9 protein-coding genes are annotated in these 16,887 nt (G+C 55.0%); 2 read left to right on the top strand and 7 right to left on the bottom strand.

Features of this window, described 5'->3' with window-relative positions; translation table 11 throughout:
- Positions 1–2: 2 nt before the first annotated feature.
- The 6 genes from AAF358_12135 to AAF358_12160 form a co-directional block, all read right to left on the bottom strand.
- A complete protein-coding gene (locus AAF358_12135) occupies positions 3–599 on the bottom strand; it encodes a choice-of-anchor Q domain-containing protein (GenBank protein ID MEM7706298.1) in 597 nt (198 codons plus the stop codon).
- Positions 600–703: 104 nt separating this feature from the next.
- Positions 704–1,534 (bottom strand): right-handed parallel beta-helix repeat-containing protein, encoded by an 831-nt coding sequence (locus tag AAF358_12140; protein MEM7706299.1) that lies wholly within the window; start codon positions 1,532–1,534, stop codon positions 704–706.
- Positions 1,486–2,028, bottom strand: a complete 543-nt coding sequence (locus AAF358_12145; protein MEM7706300.1) for a hypothetical protein — start codon at positions 2,026–2,028, stop codon at positions 1,486–1,488. Before AAF358_12145 ends, AAF358_12140 begins: the two co-directional genes overlap by 49 nt.
- Before the next feature lie 542 nt (positions 2,029–2,570).
- Positions 2,571–4,598, bottom strand: coding sequence for a choice-of-anchor Q domain-containing protein (locus AAF358_12150; protein MEM7706301.1), 2,028 nt, complete (start codon positions 4,596–4,598; stop codon positions 2,571–2,573).
- 1,034 nt (positions 4,599–5,632) lie between these two features.
- Positions 5,633–8,533, bottom strand: a complete 2,901-nt coding sequence (locus AAF358_12155; GenBank protein MEM7706302.1) for a TonB-dependent receptor — start codon at positions 8,531–8,533, stop codon at positions 5,633–5,635.
- 4 nt (positions 8,534–8,537) lie between these two features.
- Positions 8,538–10,397 carry a FlgO family outer membrane protein gene (locus AAF358_12160; GenBank protein ID MEM7706303.1) on the bottom strand — a complete coding sequence of 620 codons (1,860 nt, stop codon included), beginning with the start codon at positions 10,395–10,397 and terminating at the stop codon, positions 8,538–8,540.
- A gap of 723 nt (positions 10,398–11,120) precedes the next feature.
- Between AAF358_12160 and AAF358_12165 the strand changes: the two genes are divergently transcribed.
- Both AAF358_12165 and AAF358_12170 read left to right on the top strand, forming a co-directional pair.
- Positions 11,121–12,527: a right-handed parallel beta-helix repeat-containing protein gene (locus tag AAF358_12165; GenBank protein MEM7706304.1), complete on the top strand. Its 1,407-nt coding sequence runs from the start codon at positions 11,121–11,123 to the stop codon at positions 12,525–12,527.
- Between the two features lie 138 nt (positions 12,528–12,665).
- Positions 12,666–13,973, top strand: a complete 1,308-nt coding sequence (locus AAF358_12170) for a PQQ-binding-like beta-propeller repeat protein (protein ID MEM7706305.1) — start codon at positions 12,666–12,668, stop codon at positions 13,971–13,973.
- Between the two features lie 138 nt (positions 13,974–14,111).
- Here AAF358_12170 and AAF358_12175 read toward each other — a convergent pair whose 3' ends face one another.
- A complete protein-coding gene (locus tag AAF358_12175) occupies positions 14,112–15,884 on the bottom strand; it encodes a hypothetical protein (protein ID MEM7706306.1) in 1,773 nt (590 codons plus the stop codon).
- Between the last annotated feature and the right edge of the window lie 1,003 nt (positions 15,885–16,887).

Consider the following 16,887-nt stretch of genomic DNA (forward strand, 5'->3'; position numbering starts at 1 on the left):
GGCTAACTTTCGAAACCATTCAGAAACACGAAGTTGTCGTCTTCAACCCGTTCGGCGGATCCAGCATCGCAAGGCTCGCCGCGCGGCACATCCCGTTGATCGACAGCCAGGCAACCGGTTGCAGCGTCAACCAGAGGACTGCTTATCCTTGGGAGATGGATCACGCGGTCTGAACCAATACTGGCAAGCGGGAGTATTTCAAGATCCTCCGCCACGCGGTCGTCAGAGTTCGAGACCAGGCAAGAGGTGTCCTCAACCACGTTCCCTCCCAACGATTCCGGTACGCTGCCGGAAAAGAACAGCGAACACGGGCCGGCGACGGCGCTGTTAGTAAAGGTTGCCGTAGTCCCGATCAGCTCGATCGTGGGGCCCGGGGTAGTGCCGAGAAATACCTCCGGTCCTGCAATTGTCACGTGTTCAAGCTGAGCATTCCCGAAACCTCCCACAAACAGCGCCGTTGCGCCGTCGGACCGGTTTCCGCTCATGGTGCTGTTGACCGCCGTGAGGGACCCACCAAACTGGGTAACGCCACCGCCGTTGTTCCCCGCGCCGTTACGGTAAATGCTGCTTTGAGAAATGAACAGGCTTGAATCTCTCAAGTAGATTGCGCCGCCCGAGTTCTCAGCCTCCTTGCCGACAAGGGTACAGCCGGTGAGTTGCAGGTTACTATCCCGGGCCCATATTGCTCCACCCTGTCCCGCGTTTAGGGTGCCGTCGTCCTCGACCCAATTGTCGGCAAAAAAAAGTTTTCGAGCTGAATTTCAGCAAGTTCAGCGACGAGAGCAGCTCCCCGGGCGACAGAGCCGCCACCAGTGCCCAAAACGGTCAGCGATCGAATAACCATATCCTGACTGTCGATGACAGCGAGCCCCGAGTGGTCGCTCTGAGTGCGATCGATGGTGAGGTTCTCAATAGTACTTTCGCTGATGTCGCTAAGGGTCACGCCTGTACGCAGTCCTGAGATCTCAAGGTTGGAAATCTCGACAACGGAAGCGTCAAAAACCTCGATCCCTACGCCTGTGGAAAGGCTGCGAACCGAGGAGTCGCTGAGGCTAAAGCGTCGCAGATCCTCGGCGTGGATGGTGGACGCAGTCAGGGGATTGACGTGTCCATTGAACCGGAATGTGGCGCCGACCACATTCACTTCGCCTCCCATGGCGTAAATTCCGCCCCCCTGGCGCGGAGCGCTATTGAGGGTATTGAGACTAACCGTAGAATCTTCCAGCCACAAAATCCCGCCCTCGCTGAACAAACCGCCCCCCGACTCCAGGGATCGGTTCCGGCTTACCAGTGAATCGACCAACCTGACCTCAACATCAGCGCCGATACACAATCCACCACCGCGGCCGAGTACGCTCGCCGTGTTATCGGTTATCTCAGAGTCTTCAATGTGAACAGGGCCGTTGTGGAGCGCCATGCCGGCACCAGCACACGGGAGGCCCGAGCCCTGGCCTTCTGCTAGATTGTCGCGAACCACCGAGTCGATCACCCGGAGTCGGAAGGCTGGCTCGGTGGCGCTGGTCGCCGGTTGCACCGTGATTCCCGCTCCCATGACATTACCCGTGAGCTGGTCACCATCACGCGCTGGAGTTCAGCTCGCGCGTTAGCCTCCCCGGACACCACAACTGCGCCGCCGGTGATATTGGTGAAACCAGTGACCGTCATATCCTGGAGCTTAAGACTGCCTCCTGCCCGAATATCAAATGCTGCGCTCCGGTAGGTTATCGCTGCAGCCACGAGGGTTTGATCCCTGCCGACCCCATTCACGGTAATGTCGCTTCGAATGACGGGCACGGCGCCGGTGTTCTCCAAACGAAACGTATCCGCCGTCAACACCACGATGTCGGGGCCGGTGCTGGTGTTCGCCAGGTCGATAGCGCCGGTCAGCGAGCAGTCCAACGGAGCGTCGGTACAGGCCGAGGCCTGCGGTGCGTGATCTGTCCGGTCCACGATCAGGGTCGCTGCCCCTGCCGGCGCCACGGTTATCAGGCCGACAACCGTCAGCAGGCTACGTGCTGATGTGCCCATCTAGTCGATTACCTCTTGGCGACTGTTGGGTTTTTGGCAGCGACCGCCTCCGACGTCCTGAACAACTTGTGAATTAGTCTGAGTTTTTCCGGAACTCGGCAAAGAAGCCGTAAGGAAACGCTCCCCGGTCTTCTGGTGACTTAATGTCCCCAAAGTGATAGCCGGGCAAGCGAATGCCCAAAACGACAGACAAAACAAAATTCGCCACCGATGACTGCAGTTTTTGTTAGCCGATGATGTGGGCATCGAATCTCACCTCCGAAACGAGCGGTTTCACGAAAACGTAGCAGCGGCCGGATCAGATCTCTTATGAAATATCAGGAAACATTGTGAATTGGCAGAGTTCGTATCACTGGCGACCGAGTCAGGCCACGGTTTTGCAGAATCGAATCGGAAGGTTGGCTACCGGGAGCGTACTTATCAATCTGACCCTTAAAGCACTTGGATCTACATGCAGAGGCGCGGCCGCCAACGGTTGAATTTAGCCAAAGTCGGTAGAGTCACTCTCTATAACCAGCGGTACCCGGAACTCAAATTTTGAGTCACCATTCGAATCCGTCGAGAAACAGATTGTTGTCACTTTGCACTCGCTCCACGGCACCAGCGTCGCAGGGTTCACCTCGCGGCTGCCCCCGTTGATCTTCGGCTGGGCAGGAAAACCCGGTTTCCAACAGTGGACTGGCAATACGAGGAAGATGGGTCGGCGTAGCTCCACCGTTTAGCGCTAGCGGATGAAGAAGCAGATCGCTCGTCAGCGAATCCCCGGCACCGAATACTCGGCAGCTCTCGGTGGTCACAACGTTCCCACCGAGAGAGTCCGTGTCGCCGCCAGAGGCAAAAAGGGAGCAGGTACCTTCAACTGCACTGCCCGCGAGTGTCAGCGTGGAAATGGTCACCTCAACCTGCGTTGAGCCGTTTGGGTCAGCAATGGTTACGTTCCGCAGTGCAGCGTCACTAAACTGAGTGATGTTAAGGGCCTCGGCACGCCCAGCGACGTTATTGCTGAAGGTACTATTGATAACCGAAAGCGATGATTGATCACGGAGCGAGATTGCGCCGCCGCTGACGTCAGCGGTATTGGCGTCAAAGGTGCACCCGGAAAGTTCCACGTCGCTTCCCTCGGCGTACAACGCGCCACCCGTTCCACTGGTGCTGTCACCCGCCACGGAAACTGCCCGATGACCATCGAAGTGGCAACCGAAAACTCTCAGAACGCTATCTGCCGCATCGATAGCGCTGCCTTGTCGCGTTTCTCCCCCGAGTTTGCTGATGAATAGGTCAATAGCAACGAGAGAGGCTCCCCGCAATAAAATCGCAGGCAAATCGGCTTCCCACGGCATCATCGATACTCGCTCCATCGAAAGCGGCGTGTCGCGAACGACCACTATTGCACCACGGCCGCTAAACTCGGTGTCTGAAATTCGGGTGCTCTTCGCGTCCCGAAAAGAAACCGCGTACTGGTTGCCAAGATCGCTTACAACTGCAGCCCCCTGCAGGACCAACGTGCCGTTTCCAACGTGAGACAGAGTGGACGCGGTAAAGCTGGTTCTGTTGACGTTTGATTCGAATCGGCTGTTCGTGATCAATACATCAGATTCCATAGAGGTCAATCCACCACCGTCACCCGCAAGCGAGTTTAGGACCTCGTTTTCCTGGATGGTCGTGTTGTGAATTTCAAGTGAAGTGGATTCCACATAAATCCCACCGCCTGAGGATTCGGCGGCATTGGCAGCAATTAAGCTGTCGACCACAGTTAGAGCCGCGGCACCTTGGGCGCAAATGCCGCCGCCGCGACGCGCATCGGAGACGGTGCGGTTTCCCCGGATCACCGTATTCTGGATCAGAGCGTGACCACCAAATATTGCGATTCCTCCCCCGCTACAGTCCTGGATGTTCGAAGTTGCTCGATTGTTCGAAACAATAGAATCGATAAGCTGCAGCCGAAATTCTGGCTCAAAGCCGCCCTCCGATCGGCTGACGATAATGGCACCGCCACCCCGACCCTCAGAGTCTTCAATTCTGACGCGGTTTAACTGCGACCGAGCACCCAGTTCACCGGTAATCCAAAGTGCGCCGCCGGGGCCAGTGGATCCACTCGTTCCGCCATCGCCTGAACTCATTGGCGCGAAACCCGAGAGCGTGACATCTTCCAATGTCAAATCCCCGCCAGCCTCTACGGCAATGGCCATGCTGGCAAAACCGCTGCTAGGCGAGATGAACGTCTCATCCATGCCGGCGCCTCGTACCGTCACTTCGCTCGTTATCCGCAAGAAGTCGAAGTCGGGCGAAACCTGAGATAGCAAATAGGTACCGGCTGGTATGACAACTTGGTCAGGCCCAGCGCTGAGGTTCGCGGCCTGCAGAGCCCCCCGTAACGAGCAGTCAAGGGGAGAGTCTGTGCAGGCCGACAAAGCACCGTCGTCGTCAGTGCGGTCTACGACAAAGGTGTCGCCGACTGCTGGTACGGACACCATCAAGAAACATAGAACGCCAACGCGCGACACACTTTTGAATTCCAAATTGCTCTCCCAATCACTGGCGCTACCGCCAGTGATCAGGCTGGAACACAATCCGGCAGGAATCCTGATCTAACTCGGAAATTCCCTGAAGTCTTCCGGTAAACTGGTTCTGCCGGTAGCCAAGATCGGGTTGTGACGCAATGGTGCTAGTGAATAACTATGCAGCCGTAAAACCACTGAGGGGTCTTTGCCGAACTTCGTGCTGATTGGTTATGAACTGTGATGCAAAACGCAACGGACGGCTCGCCAAAACCATTTTAAAAACAATCGGTTAAAGTCAAATAGATTGGCTGTTAACCAGCGGGTCGGCGGTTCGAGCCCGTCCCGGGGAGCCAATCCTCATTTTTCAAGCACCTACCGCAACTTTCGCGACGAAGCCAATGTACGTTTCCTCCGAAACATTTCGCGTCACCCTACACCTAACTTGTAGCCCTGGGTCGGCTTTAACACCATGATTAATTGGGCAAGTAGCGCCCAAAACGCAGCCTCGCATCTTCGCCAGCCGAGCAGCTGGCCATGAACAAGCGGGTCGGGGACCTTCATTGCTGCAAGGACTATCGTTTTCTTATTTTCTTCAATAGCTTGCTGTGCGACCTAATCCTGCGTGTGAAATGCTGGCAGAGTTTTGCCGACCTTCTGCTTTTGCATGCGTCATTCCCTATGCTCGTGGCCAGCGTAGGTCTCTCAGCCTGTTGGCTAACGTTCGCGACACAAAGGTCTGGCAATGAGCCACCCTTGCTCTGGAGCATCGAACGCAGACGGCATCATTGCAGGTTTCTCCAGGCGGCGGGCTCGGAACAAGTCAACGAACTCTCATGAAACTCCTCTGATCCACGTTCGCACAACCAAAGCGATTGCCCCTCTCCCCACGTCATTGAGCATTCGACTATGTGACTGATTCTCATCATTGAGCTCCCGGCCATTTGCGGCAATGGACTATCCTGATTACTGTCCGGACCAATGCGCTATATCCTTTAGCAATCCTGATGGGATATGGCTGGATCTCCAGAACCAGATGGAGGAACAGCACCGAATCCGTGTCGACTGACTCTCGCTAACCGACAGATTGACGCACAGCCCTAGTGTCAGCCGCCTAGCTTCATTTCGAAGCCAATGAAAAATCTTCGGCCGTAGATATCGTAGCGACCGGGGTCTGTATTGATCTGAGTGGACTCGGCGCCGAGCAGCGGGGGTGCGTTTTCCAATACGTTCGCTACGCCCACGGATAGCCTTGATCGCTTCGAGGTTTCGAATTGGATCGAAACATCAACGTAGTGCTGATCGTCCACCGCAGGTATCGCAAGTACGGGTTCAGGAGCGCCGGCCGCCTCGGCGAATACGGGAGCGAGGTTAGTCACGCTCGACAACCAACGCCAGCGTATCGCGCCGGCAAACCGACCGTTGTCGTAACGCATCGTCGCGGTTGCTAGCTGTTCCGGAAATACGGCGCTCACCGAACCCGAGCATGCGGTCTCGAACCCGCCGGCGCAATCGATGAGCGGGCTCAGCGCACTGGCAGCATTACTGAACTCGATGTAGTGGGTGCCGCGTAGGTCGATCGACAATTCTGTCCCAGGAGGCCCCATCCAAGCGGGCGCTGCCCTCGCATAACCCAGATAGGCGTCAATCCCGCGAACTCTGGCAACCGAATTGTTGAGCGGCTGGATTGTGACCTCAGAGAGAAAACCATCCGGCCGGCGGCTTATCAAACCGCAAACGCTGCTTTGTGGGTTCTGTTCTAAAGCACACAGCGTAAACGGATCACCAGCAACATCGATGGCGTTGTCTATGTCGACCGAAAAATAGTCCACACCCAGTCGCAGCCCATTGGACACATTGAGAGCGACGTCCGCGCCAAGCGTTATGGTCCGAGCGCGTTCCGGATCGAGACTGGGATTACCCCGAGCCACGCTTGTGAAGGGTAGCAGCGCGCTGTCGGTCCCGCTGCCGGGGGCGCCGTAGACGCCTAACTGGGACGGGTCCATTCCCTGAGCAATGCAGACATCGGCTAATCCCCGACCGACCGGGTCGTTCGCGGCCAAGCAGAAATCGATGCCTCCCGATAGGACCATTTCGTTGACCGATGCAGGGGTCGAGAGGTCTTCGATCGCTGGCGCTCTGACGGCTCGTTGAACCATGCCTCGAAAACGAATCCGTTCATTCGGAAGCCATTGGATACCGCCTTTCCAACTCCACACTCCGCCGATAGACCCGTAGCGGGAGTAGCGCACCCCGAGTTCCAACTCGATGCGTTCCGCCAGCGGTTTGGCCGCCACAAGGGGTACTAGCAACTCCGCAAAGGTTTCATATACCTCTGCGTCAGCTGTGAGCGGTGCGCCTGAAACGGTGAAACCGCCAAGATCCCCGGCTTCTAGTATGGGGCTGGGGCGATAGGTGCTGGAGTTATGTCGAAACTCCAGACCCGCGGACAAGCCGATATCCCCAACCGGCCCGCGCTGCAGCAAACCGGTTGCGACAAAGGCGGCGGCGTGCTGACGGGTTTCCAATCGGTTCCTAATGCCATCAACGCGAATGAAGTCGGCAGCCGCCTGGGAGAGATTGCCTTCGCCAAATACGTTGACAGGCACGCAGCCCCCGGTCGGATCCAAGCAGCCGCCGGAGAGTGGGTCGATTAACAGACCCTGGCGAAACCGCGATAGGGAGATACCGTTGCTGAGTTCAAAGAACGCGTCGCTACGATCATAGGAATAGTATGCGTCGAGCGCCCAGTCTGAGGCTATGTCTTCTTGAAAACCCAAGACCGTCCGATAGTTTTGAGACTGTCGTGGGACGGTTCTGGGACCCAGCTCCGTGAGGCGTTTGGCGAAAAACACTTCGGCGATACCGTCGTTGTCCCCGTCGAAAGTGGTGCGCAGCTGTTGCCTCGTTGGGGCATCGAAGAACGGTGAATCTATGGAGAAGGAGATAGGTTCCCGGATATTGGTGATCGGGAACTGCAGTTGGGTCGACACGTCTGAATACATGAATTCAAAGTAGAGCTCGGTCCCCGAGTCCAGCTCGAAGTCGAGGATTGTGCCCGTAGAAAAGCGGGTCTGCTCCGTTTGTATCGTGACGTTCTGTGCCGTGTTGTAAAAATCATCCAGCGAGAACATCCGCACCGAACCGTTTTGGTTAAAGACAGCGTTGCCCAAGGTGCCATCAGTCTCTAGCAGCGGAAAAAAGACGATGCCTTCGGGAATGACGGGGGACCCCGCTACAAAAAGTTCCCCGGTCGTGCGGCTTTCCGCAAACAACTGGCTGGTGAAGTCTCGGTCGCTGCCTCGCAGAGGCGCCCGATTGAGATAGTCAAAGTAGGCCATTACTCTGCCGCGGCCCTTCGCAAAGCTTGTGCCGGCCGTCAGGTTTCCATTCACAGACTCACCGTCGCCTTCCCCAAAGATATCGAATCGGCTGCCAACCTCCACGCCGTCAAAGTCGTCCCGGAGTATAAAGTTCACCACGCCTGCGATGGCGTCGGACCCATATACCGTCGATGCACCCCCGGTTACCACTTCGATACGTTCCAGTAGCGCGCTGGGAATGACGCTGACATCAACAGCGCTGCGTGAGCCAACCCCGGTGCTGGAGCCTGCCGGCCCCAGCCGCCGACCGTTCAGCAGCGTCAGCGTTCGGGCGGGCCCCAGGCCCCGCAGATCTACGGTCGCGGTAGCGTCGCCCCCAAACGTGGTCGAGCGACCTTGACCCGGGACAAACTGGGGCAGCTGATTGAGAAAGTCCTCGACGCTGAGGTCAGCAAATTCCGCCAGCTCCGCCCGCGGGTAAACAACCACCGGACTCGCCGCGCGGGCATCCGGGCGCGCTATCCGCGTCCCGGTAACGACAACTTCCTCAATCGAGTCAACGGAGTTTTCCGAGGACGAGTCATCCGCCTGGATCGGAGATGCTGCCAGGAGGATGCACCCCGCGACCACCAGCAGTGCGGCTAACTGTTGGGACGGCGTCCTGTCCTGCTCGCTGCGTCTCAAACTGCTACCGGGGCAGGTTGGTCGGAAATTCAAGCGCAGCAAACTGTTCGTCGGTCAGGCTGAACTCGGAGCGGAGTTCGTGCCAGCGAGGATCAGCAAGGAGCGGCTTGAGCACCGGGTCACGTCCAATCAGGGCGTGGACCTTCGTCGTCTCATAGTAGACACGCAGCCATCGAAAAGCCGCATCAATGTTCCCCGTGGCGGCGTAAACGAACACGAGACTTAAGGGTTGCTCTTCCCTCCGTCTGTTGAGTAATTCGAGCGAGTGTTCGTATTCATCCGTCAGCCCCAGACGGTGATAGGCAACAGCAGCGGTGCTCAGCCAGGCCTCAGCATTGGGGCGATGGTCCTCGATAAGGCGAAGTGCTTCCTCTACCTCCCCCTGAAGCAACTTAATCTTTGTCAGCTCATGCTTCATGTCCCCGCGGCCCGGATAAAGCCGCAGCATTGTCTCGACATGCGCCTCTGCGGCTTCAAATCGCTCTGCGATGACGTAAGCGAGCACCATAAATCGCTGGCAAATGATGCAGAGCGGATCGTGGGCAACCAGGTATTCCCCTAGCTGTACCGCCTCATCAACCCGACCGACGGTGAGCCAAACTGGAATCGCGCTGCGAATGATATCGACATTGGTCGGATCTGCCGCGAACGCGACGCGGTAATGGGCCGCAGCGCTTTCGTAGTTCTTGTGGTGAAATAGCTCACGCCACCCCTTCCACGCGTTAGCGATAGGATCGTCCGGTACGAGCTCAAGGACTCTGTTGGTTACGGTATAGGCGTTCTCGACTGCCTCGTCCAAGGTAGCCTGGTCAGTCAGCCGTTGCTGATAGTACGCGCGACTCAGCTCCGTCATCGCGCGAATGAAAGTGGGATCTCTCTCCAGAGCTTCCTTCAACAACTCGATGGCGACCGGAAGCTGATCGAGCTCGCGGGAGTTGATTATTTGCCGCGCATGTCCGAAGAGATTAAAAGTCACAGGATCGGTCACGCTAGTCCCGGATAGAACTCGAACCAAGTCCGCTTGAAGCGAACCTGCTACGGCGAGCGCGATTTCGGATTGAATATCCGTTGCAGCCTCCAACCCGATATCGAAGGCTTCTGACCAGACATGTTTGTCGTTGCTGGCATCAATGAGCTGCGCTACAACGCGAACCTCGCCGCCAGATTCACGGACGCTGCCTTCGAGCAAATAACGCGCGTTGAGCCTTTCAGAAATGGTGCGGATATCTGCGTCGCTGTCCTGAAACGAAAACGATGAGGTCCTGCCGAGCACATGCAGACCCGGTGACTGGGCAAGTCGATGGATGACCTCCTCAGAAAGCGACGCACCGAAGTACTTCAGATTTTGCTCGTTGCTAAGGTCAAGAAAAGGCAGTACGGCAATTGAGCTTTTGGGGGGGTTGAAGGGCTCAATCGTTTCGCCGCCGGGCTGCAATAGCAGCCAACTCGCCAGGGCGGCAAACGCAACGCCGACCGCTAACACCCAGGTCCGGCGCGGTTGTTCTACAAAAGGCGCTGTAGCGTTGGCGGCGGCCGGGATAGACGCAACGCTCTGTTCAAAAATATATCCCTGCCGGGGAATTGTGCGGATGATACGTTTGTCTGTGTCACCGATTGCTTTTCGGATTTCAACCAAACATTGGGTAAGCGAGTCACGGGTGACCACGGCATCCTTCCAAACCTCGTCGTGAAGCCGATCAATCGTCACGAGGCTGCGGTGGTTACTCAGCAGAACCTTCAGGACTTCAAAGGACTGGCGCCGTAGCTTGATTTCGCGCTCCTCACTACGCAAAGAATTGCGGCGTAGATCTAATTTGAAGTTGCCGAAACTGTATGCCTCCGGATTGTCGCGCGCGTCTCCCATGTTTAAAGCAAAGCTCTATTGATGCTCCTGTAGACGGCTCACCTGTAGCGTCTTTTTCGGTGATTTTTCGCTACCGCAGAGTCCGGCCGGCCTAGATTGGACTCGGCCGCAATATGTCGCGAGGTCTACTGACATGAATAAACGCCCAAACGACTCGTCGCCTGCGACTGGGCGCTCAATAGGTTCGCGTCCACCGGGTTGGCTGCTTCCATGCGCAGGGCTCACCGATTCCGAGGACGCGTACATTCGCCGAGTAGGTATTTCACGCAGACTCCGTGAGCTTTGCCGCTCAAAGCGGCATCCACGGAGCCTTCAGTCAGTTCCTTGCTCCTCTTAAACAGCACTATTATCACCCGAAAGTTGAATCAGCCGTTTCGCCTTCAAGCTGAGCTTCGATGAAGATTGCTAGTGCCGCAGCGGCGACGCATAGTACTCGGTTCACAGACTTACCGAGCCAATCAGGACGAAGCTTGCGGAACTACGTTTAACTCCTAGACATTCGCCCGTTTTTCGTTCTCTTTTCGCGGATTTTTCGTTACTCGCGACGAAGTCCAATCCAATGATACTACTATCTCGACTGTCTTTGGCGCGAACCTGAATTCGATAGATTTGAGCATGAGCGATGGTGCTTTCTAAGAGTGACATCAGCCCAGTTCGAATGAGGCATTTGAAACGGGGCTTGCGATTCTGACGCACAAATAAGAAAGAACGAAAAGGAGTAGTATGTCCTACTGGCATAAGCAGTTGGCGAAGGCCGCGGTAGGGACCCTGCTGTGCCCGCCTTCTCTTGCTCAAAACCTAACGGTTGATCGTCTAGACGACGAGCCAGGTGCGGATATTTGCTCAGATTTCATCGCTGCCGATTGCTCCCTCAGAGGAGCGCTGGCATTCGCTGAGCAAGTGCCGGGTGATCAGTCCATAAGACTGCCCAGTGGAACATACCTTTTGAATTCGGAACTCGCATTAACTTTGCCAGACCGAGGTTCAACAACAATCGAAGGTGAAGGTGCCGAAACTACAACGGTAGTCGCAAACGTTGGTTTTCGTGTAATGCGCATCGAAACGGGGGACGTAACTCTGCGCGGTTTCACCATGACCGGTGGTGACGTAAGGAATACGGACATCGACGTTGGCGGGGGACTCTTCATCGGTTCATTACCTGGGGCCAATGTTCTCCTAGAAGACATGGTTGTTTCTGAAAACGCGAGTCTCGCCAGAACCGGGGCCGGTATTTTTGCAGGGTCTGGCCTGACTGTGCGTCGGTCTAACATTTCGAACAACAATGGTGGCGGTATTCAGTCGCTGGGCTTCGCCACAATCGAAGACTCTGTTATCACCGAGAATGATGGGTTTGGCGTTGCTTATGAGAACAACGGAGAGGTAGTTCGATCCATCATCTCAAGCAATCAAGGGCGAGGCGTGATTGCAGCTTTTCGGGTTACGGTCGAAGACTCTTTTATTGATTCAAACATATCGGCTAGTCGAGACGGTGGCGGTATCCGTGCAAGCGTGGCAACGATACGCCGAACCACAATCTCGCGGAACACGGCACCTAATGGGGCGGGTGTTTTCATCGAGTTGCCCTTGGGTTCATTCGACTCGTTGATTGAGAATTCTACGATCTCCAGCAACAGCGTGCCTTTGACGGGCAGAGGAGCCGCAGTAAGTGTGTCCTCCGGAGTCGTCTTGACGATGAACCATGTAACGATTGCCCGAAACACAGCTTTTGGGGGTGCGGCCATCGACAACGAAGGTCGTATCGTCGCGAGCAATTCGATTTTGAGTGCCACTAACAATGTTTGTCGCGGGTCTCCTCTCGTAACCGCAGGAGGAAACATCGACTCTTCGACGAGTTGCCGCCTGGACTTGGAAGTGGGAGACATTGAAAACATCTCGTTAGCTGAGTTAGCGCTGCTGCAGCTTGGCGACAACGGCGGCATTGCCCCAACTCATTTGCTTGGCGCGCAGAGCGTCGCCCTAGAGCATGGTCAAACGTTGAATTGCGCAGATAGAGACCAGCTTGGAAATCCTAGAGACGCATTGAGATGTGACGCAGGTGCTCTGCAACTGTCTATGATGCGCCCCGAATTCCTGTTCGGCGACGGCTTTGAGAGCCAAAACCATCAGTGAGAGTCATCGTTGAAGTCCAATGCACGATATGTTCAACGTTACATTGACAGTGAACAGATATGCCGCTGAAAGCCTTGACAGCAGAAACGCTGAAGCACTGCACCTGGCCCAGGAAGCCTACCCGGAGGGAGTGTAGTCATGCACTTGCCGCGCATCATTCCCTGCCTGTTGCTTTGCTCGTTTTCGTGTGCTGCCCAGGAATGCGTTACTACAAACGTAACAGCCGGGTCGAGTCGAATAAGTGATCTCACAGCGACTATTATCACCGACCCCATCCGAATCGTTGTCAGCTATTCCAACTCTACGAGAATCAGAGATGCCGCTCATTTTGATGCTGACGGAAGCGATATCGTCGTCACCGGTGAGATTGTCGATTTGGTCCCAAGCGATAGCGCCGAGACCGAGACATTCCATACGGTGACTCAGTCGGGGCGTGTATATCGTCATGATGCCAACAAGCCAAGTGCCTTGAGGGAAGTCTGGGTAAACGACCTTAGGCGAGCAAGTTGTTCGTCCGATTCGTTGGCGACAGCGGTTTTTGCCCAATACGAAAAAGCATCGCCGGAGTTTAGACAAAATTTTGACACATCTATGTTGGTCGTAGGAACACGATATGCCTGTGCCACTGGGCGATCTGACAACCGCGTTTATGCGTTAGATTATGAATCGGGCCGAATCCTCTGGACATTCAATGGCAACGCAACTGTTGATTTAGACATCATAACGGGCATGCTTCTTGATCTAGAAAATGACAGAGTGTTCGTAGCTACGGACAGAACGCTTACCTCGGATCAAAACAGCCTATGGGCTCTTGATTTGACAGGCAATAAGTTATGGTCTGTTAACTTGGGGCAGTTGGCGGGAGCGCCGCAGTTAAGACAAAACCGTCTCTTCATAAATACTCTTGCTGGCACCATTCACGCTGTCAACGCCGATTCTGGCGAAAGTCATTGGTCTTTCCCGTTGAATGATGAGGGTCCGAGGCCTGCCCCATTCGGACTGGTTGCTCCAAAAAGCGGAGAGTTCAACGATGACGTCATCATCGTATGGGATTTCCTTGGCGAGCTGCATGCCATAAGAGACGCCGGAGATTCGGCCATACCAGTCTGGACTCGTTTCTTTGAGCCCGCCGTTTCGCAGACTGACTTTCCGGCGCCTAGATTTCAGAATTTTCGAACACCCTTAAGAATCGTCAAAAACGGGATGACTGTTTTTGCCGCGGGTGATCAAGGAGCGGTCTACGAGGTTGATATTTCTTCTGGTTTAGTTACGCGTACGCACGTAGTAGACAACGCCGACGTCCCCCTAACTGCGATTGACGGATATGAGTCAGAAAATCTCGAGGGTGAGGCAGTAATCGTTGGAGCGGAAAACGGCAAACTGGCAAGAGTCTGCCCAACAGAAGAAACTGTGTTCGTAAGTGGGTTTGAACCTATGGACATTTGAGCGCTCGCGCCTACCGAACCGGGCTCGCCAAAGTCGATGGTGAAACTCCTGATTCGAAAACTACCGCCAGCGGAATCGGGAACCACTGAACTCACTGCAATAGCAAAGGCTAACAAAAGCACTCGCTTGTGGTTTAGCTTAGTTTTCACAGCGCGGGTCGCCACAGATGTACAACTTCAAATCGTCGTTGCCGAAATCTCGATAGCTGATGACCGGCAATCCGTCCGGCCGAATGGCGATGCTCGTATCAACACCCACATCTTGCGAATGATCTACGGTGCGGGCATTACCGCTGGTACAGTTCTCATCAGCGCAACTGTAGACTTTCAAGGCTGCGTTGGAGGTATCGAAATAGCTAACTATGGGATGACCGTTGCTTCCGATTGCAATGGCGTTTGTGACGCCGACTGTGCCAAGAGAGTCAACAGTTCGTGGATCGCCAGCGGCGCAGCCCTGATCGCGACAGCTATAGACCTTTAGGTCGCTGTTTGTCCGATCGAAGTAGCTGATAATCGGCATGCCGTCTTGTCGAATGGCAATGCTGGTATGTCGCCCAACGTCACCCTCGGAATCAAGCGATCTAACAATACCGCTGCTGCATTGGGAGTTAACGCAATCGAAAACGTTTAGGTTGTCGCCAAAATCAGCCCAATAGCTGATGATTGGAAGTCCGTTTTTTCGTATGGCAATACTTGAAAACCGTCCAACGGCGCCGGCGTTATCGACGACTCGAACGACTCCGGTAGCGCATTGAGAGTTCTCGCAGTCAAATACATTTAGATTGTTGTTGGTCAGATCCCAGTAACTGATTATGGGTCGGTCATTGTCTCGGATCGCAACACTTGGCCAGAATCCGACGCTTCCGGTTCCATCTAATAGGCGGTCAGTACCTGCTGAGCATGAGTCGTCCGCACAATCGAACAGTCGAAGATCTTCAGCGGTAGCGTCGACGTAGACAATTAGAGGTAACCCGTTACCGCGGAGCGCAAGCCTGGTGTACTGACCAATTCCCGCTCCTGGCACGAGCGTCCTCGCCTGGCCCTCGCTGCATACTGAATCGAAACAGTCGTAAATCTTTAGACCGCCCGCTCCGGAGTCCCCGTAACTAACCAACGGCCTACCGTCGCTGCGGACTACGATACTTGTGTAAACTCCTACCTGGCCGTCGGAATCCAGAACAAGTCGTCGTCCAACAGGCAACGGCACGCATTGCACTGAGCCATCCTGGCTTATCCCTGCCAGATAGAACCCGAGCCTGCAACTCCCGCTGATCCTCAACTGAATCCTGCTAGAGTCGACGTCCGCCTCGCCTACGCTGCCGTTAACAATTTCGCTGGTTCCAACTGATTCTGCGGCCAATTCGGAGGAAGTTACGCTGGCATCAGCGATTTCGACCGCTCCAACCGAATCTGCCGCTAGTTTTCCAGCCGTAATTGCGTTGTCCTGGACAGCTGCCGTATCGACAGAACTGTCGGCGAGTTCAGACGAACCTACGGCATCCAGTGCGATGTCAACTGCCTCGACGGAATTGTTGGCAATTTGAGCACCTCCGACCGCGCCCGTCGCGACCGTCTCTGCGTAAAGGGCGTATGGCACCGCAGTGATTCTTTGGCGAGGCAACAGCTCAACAAATGGATCGGTTGAGGCGGACTTACGAACACTGATTCCCAACCAAAGTTGACGACCGTCAAACACGTCGAAGCCAAAATCGAGCTCAACGCCAAAGGAGCCGTTTGCCACCCGAACGTCATAAAGGGGAAAAACACCCAAGAAATCGTCTGATGTATCGGAGGCGTAAAGCTCGAACTCGAATTCGAACTGGCCATTGGCAGGTCGTCCATTTTCCGCCAATCGGCCTTCATAGGTGAATAGCGAATCGACCTGTGCCTCACTTGTCGGACAGGCGATCATCCAAAAACAGACGACGATCCGGACGCATATTTTGAGACTCGCGGCTCTCACCTCGCGTTTGGGTCGCTTTCGTAGGACTGTAGACGCAGAACATACGATTGGCGACGCCGAAGGATCACGAAAAACTGACTAAATTTCTACGAAAGATGCGAGTCTGCGGCGGCGAATACCGGTTACACCGATGGTGGACGGACGAAGTTTACCTATTCACCACCACCAGAAACGCCAGCCATTCTGATGCGCAAGTCTAGATGCCCAGAGAAAGTGCTCTAAGAGATGCTCTTCAGAATAGTTAATCACACAGAGTTTCCTGGAGACCATTTGGTTTGCATCCGGCCATCACGGCGTGAGCAGTCTGTATCTCGCAAAAGGGCTGATTTAATTTCGTGGGGGCACGTCGCCGATCTTGGCCCTTACCCCGGGTTTCGAGCCATGCGGTCAGTGGACTTTGCTAAGAAAATGATCAACTGCACCTGGAAGAGCGTCCGCAAGAATGTTTGAAATCCTACGAACTCGGTATGAGAAATGAGTAATTGAGCTCAGCGCTGTAGTGATCCGAGGTGCAATGCCACGGGCGTCCCAACCTTTTCGTATCAATCGTTCCAATAACTTACGGACTGGATGTTTTCTTCAGGAGGCAGGGGCCAGAGGCTCGAATCCCTTCACCTCAACCAAATTATCTTATCAGAATCAATGCTTTACGAGATAGCTCAAATCCTCCAGGTGCTCTAACCGGTTCAATTGCGTGAATTTTGTGTGACGAGCCACTCGAAGTACCATATGAGCCTTTCGAATACAGGGTTTTCGACGCTTTCTTGCAACTTTGCCTGGTCCGGCGAGGGGTAGTTTGTGGTGATCCGGTCCGTCTTGTGACCCAGTAGATCTTGTCGATGATCAAAGCTCACCCCAGCAGCCCGCAGTCGGTGACCGAATGTGCACCGACATCATCGAATCGCACCGACAGGCCCACTCGTGACTGCGCCTTTTTCCAAGACGAGTTGTT

This window comes from Pseudomonadota bacterium (assembly GCA_039033415.1).
GTDB lineage: Bacteria > Pseudomonadota > Gammaproteobacteria > Xanthomonadales > SZUA-38 > JANQOZ01.